Source organism: Corynebacterium sp. HMSC064E08 (genome assembly GCF_001811805.1).
Taxonomy (GTDB): domain Bacteria; phylum Actinomycetota; class Actinomycetes; order Mycobacteriales; family Mycobacteriaceae; genus Corynebacterium; species Corynebacterium jeikeium_D.
In genome coordinates this window covers 1-4,016 of record NZ_KV806696.1, presented here as the reverse complement: position 1 = coordinate 4,016, position 4,016 = coordinate 1, and the positions used below count along the sequence as shown (strand labels likewise).

Below are 4,016 nucleotides of genomic sequence, written 5' to 3'. Positions count from 1 at the left end.
AAACACATAAACTGCCTGGCCACGCTGACCTCCAAATACATTACACACACGCCCTTATTTAAGCGAATCCGCTGGTCATCAACCCAATTTCCACCAGTTTATACACACGATCCATATTGAAGCGTCCTGGGTTGAGTTCCTACCTCAGCTAAGGAAGGACTGAACTATGCCTAGAGAATATTCCGTCGAGTTCAAGGAGAAGGCGGTCCATCAGATCATCGAAATGGTCCGCCGGGAGTCTTGCTCACTGTAACGTGCCTACACGGAGGTCGGTGAGCTGCTTGGGGTATCTCACCATACGTTGCGGGCTTGGCACCGTGACGGCGCTTCGGTACGTGATGACTCTGACGCGTCTGGCGGCGAAACGATGGAAGAAGAGCTCAAGCATCTGCGCCACGAAAACCGCGAACTGAAACGAGCAAACGGGATTCTCAAGACTGCTTCGGCTTTTTCGCAGCGGAACTCGACCGACCCACGACTAAATGATCTCCTACATCGACGCATATAAAGATCAGTTTGGGGGTCGAGGCCTAAAACAAGCAGATCGTGGATTCATCACTTCACGCGGCTACCGCAAAGCCACCACACGCGCTCCCAGTGCAAGAGCCTTAAGCGATAGCCTTCTCATTGCAGAGATACAGCGTGTGCATGCGCAGAATTTCTCAGTCTACGGAATCCGCAAAATGTGGTACGCGATGAACCGTGAAGACTTTCATATCGGCCGCGACAAGACCGCCCGATTAATGAAGCTAGCAGGTGTTTCCTGCCGCAGATGCGGACGAACCCCCGTGACAACAATTAGCCCGAAGACACCGGATCATCGCCCAGACCTAGCGCAGCGAGACTTTCGTGCACAAGCGCCAGGCAGGCTTTGGGTTGCCGACATTGCTCACGTTCGCATTCTGTCGGGATTCGCCTACACCGCGTTTGTCGTGGATGTCTACAGCCGAAAAATTGTTGGTGTTGCTACACGCTCAACGATGCGCACCGATGCGCTGCCCATGGAGGCCTTGGAACATGCCTTAACGACTGCAGGACGAATCCATGGAAACCAACTGATTCACCATAGCGATCGGGGCAGCCAATACGTGTCACTGAAGTATTCCACCGCGCTAGCCGAATCCGGAATCCGGCGAAGTGTCGGAACAGTCGGCGATTCCTAAGACAATGCTCTAGCTGAGACCGTCAACGGTCTCTACAAGGCGGAACTGATTCATGCCCAAGGCCCCTGGACGTCGGTCGGGGAAGCCGAACTGGCCACCTTGCGGTGGGTGCATTGGTGGAACACCAAAAGGCTTCATGAAGCATTGGAGTACGCCACCCCACAAGAAGTAGAAACCAAGTACTATTTCACCCAGCCCATCAACACAGGGCCGTAAAAGAAGCGGAACTAAACCCAGGACGCTTCAAACTCCGTTAAAGAATTTTGAAGACTCAGGTTGAAGGAACGATGACCAAGCCGACTACCCGCACCGAGGATCCAGTCCATCACGGCATCAGGAAATACGACCACACTGATTTCGCCTGTCTAAAGCCCTCCAACGACAAGGTCCAGCACAATATTATGATGCTTGTCGGAAATGGCTTCGACATTGCTGCTCTTTCCCTGCTTAATGCCAAGTATCGAACTGACTACCAATCATTCTTCTTTTATCTGAAGTCAATGAACTTTAACGCCGAAAACATGATTTTCAAGAAGATGAATGAGCTGCGCAAAGAACATGAAGAACAGCGTGGCCAAGGCAAAGATGGGTTCCCTAATTGGAGCGATTTCGAAGCACGGTTACAGGAATTTGTATCTAGTCCGGGTCCTATCGACTTCGTAAAACTCCGCCGCGACTTGGCAGAAATCCAACGTCACTTTTCCAGTTTTCTTGACCTAGTGGTCAGCCCAGATTTGCTAAACGAATTGGATAGGGAGGCGCAATCTCACCAGTGGGCCTATTGTACATTTAGCCGATTTCTGGGCGATCTCGACAGCAACGCCTATCAATACTTGGCTCTGCCGTCTAAAACCAATCATTACGATCTTTTCAATTTCAACATCATCAATTTCAATTACACTTTCCTCCTTGATAACTACCTATATCTCGACCAAGAACAGTTCGATCCTCATCCAAACACCACCGTGGACACGAACTTTCAGTTTCGACGGAATCCACGGAATCATCTCTATCCAAGTGAGTACTGCTCTAGAGCAAACGCTGAAACTGGTTGTTCCTCTTACCTGATGACAGAGATCCATCATCCGCATGGAATGCAGGCAGTACCACGATCCCTATTGTTCGGGATTGACGGTACGGATCAAGACGCGAACCAAGGTTCCTCCCACAAGTTTGAAAAAATCTTTTGGGCACAAACATCCCGTCGCTACCGCAAGATGATCGAAGAATCAGAATTTTTCATTATCTTTGGCAGCTCAATCGGAGAAACGGATCGATGGTGGTGGCGACACATCTTGCGTCGAGTCTCCGAAGGAGCAGAACTGATGATTTACAAATATTTTTCTTCGGACGTTCAGGTTGATGAACAGGCTTCTCCAAAAGCTATTGAGAGCAGATTCATCAATTGCAATTACGACCCTACTATGTTCGGTGGGCGGGAACTCGATGAAGAATTGTTTGGCGACCTCAGCCTCCGTGTACACGCTGTAACGTACTCAGACAACGAAACACTTTCCGCGTTCGGATTCAATCCTGCCATTTTCGAACCCTCTGATCGTGACCCCGCACATGTCCCTGTACCCCGCTAAATTTCAGGGTCCCGGCCATTTCCTTTAAATTTCGTCACGTCACTCATTCGTGCAATTAATGTGACAAAGTTTGAGTTCTTTCCTAGGTAAATTCCCTTGTAGGTCTCGTAGCGTTTTAACGACACTCGGACCTGAGCGCTGTTTGATGGACACCTGATAACCAGCCCGGTTGGGTTGGGACGAAAGGTAATTTATCTGACGTGTCCTAGGTTTTGTTCCGTTTGAGTAGATGGGAAAAACCGGAATATGCCGAGAAATTTGGACCAAAATGCGAAGGACCGTGTGATCCGGCTCGTGGAAGATCGCATCTTGGCGGAAAATATGTCGATGCAAGTCGCGTGCCAAGCATTAGACCAAAGCTAGGGGTTTCACGGCACACAGCTTATCAATGGACTTTTCGCAGGCCCGTCGTGCAGGGAACATCCCAGAACCGGTGCCTGAAGATGTGGCTGCCAAAACGCAAGGCTACGCCGTAAAACTCACCAGCTACGCGATACCAAAGAACTTTTAAAAGCTACCTCAGCTTTTTCGCGTCGGAACCAGGCCCAAAACGTTAAGAATAGATCCGGTTTATCGATGAGTACCGGAGTATTTTCCCTGTCGAGTTCATCTGTAAGGCGTTGAAAAAATAACCGTGCTGGCGGGTTCATCACGCTGGCGGGTTCATCACCTCGCGTGGGTATCGCCAGTCCAAGGCCTGTGGATTAAGTGTTCGTCGCCTTCGCGAAGCTGGCGCTGGTTGAACGCATTAGACCTTTTCATCGGGATAAGGGCCTGCCCCCCCCCCGGAAAGTAGACACGTCGGGGGTTAGCTATGCTGCTTGGGTCACTGTAGCTGAATTAAGCGCTTCGAATGTATCGGGGGCTAGAAGGTTGCACTAGGAGTGTCGTCTGCGCGTGTTGTAGCGCATGCACCTTCGGAAGACTTCTTGGCGGCAGGTAGTGGGATCGTCAAAGACTTTCCGATTACGCAGATCTTCACGCTTTAAGGTGGTGTTAAATGATTCTGCCACGGCGTTATCGGCACTCGTTCCCACCGCGCCCATGGATTGACGCACACCAAATACAGCGCAGTGCTCTCTAAATGCCTGCGAGGTGTACACACTGCCATGATCGGAATGGAAAATTGTTCCTTTAAGGCTTCTGCGGACTTTCCTTATACCCTTGGAGAACGTATTGAAGCAGAAGCGAAGGATTACAAAGCCACTGAAAAGCGAACACCACTAACAAAATGTTGTTTACTTGTGGGTAAAACAAAAAGTGG

Annotated in this window: 1 protein-coding gene and 2 pseudogenes; 2 read left to right on the top strand and 1 reads right to left on the bottom strand. The window is 50.1% G+C overall.

The features are described 5' to 3' along the window. The first annotated feature begins 166 nt into the window (after window positions 1-166). Window positions 167-1,379 (top strand): annotated as a pseudogene (locus HMPREF2820_RS10795) (IS3 family transposase). A gap of 71 nt (window positions 1,380-1,450) precedes the next feature. Beyond that, a complete protein-coding gene (locus HMPREF2820_RS03175; RefSeq protein ID WP_070429663.1) occupies window positions 1,451-2,752 on the top strand; it encodes an AbiH family protein in 1,302 nt (433 codons plus the stop codon). Between the two features lie 812 nt (window positions 2,753-3,564). Here HMPREF2820_RS03175 and HMPREF2820_RS10635 read toward each other — a convergent pair. Then, window positions 3,565-3,900, bottom strand: a pseudogene (locus HMPREF2820_RS10635) (transposase); the annotation flags it as partial. Window positions 3,901-4,016: the final 116 nt, after the last annotated feature.

Bases quoted from the DNA above. Each gene is read 5' to 3' on its own strand.
- HMPREF2820_RS03175 (WP_070429663.1), top strand. From the start codon at position 1,451: ATGACCAAGCCGACTACCCGCACCGAGGATCCAGTCCATCACGGCATC.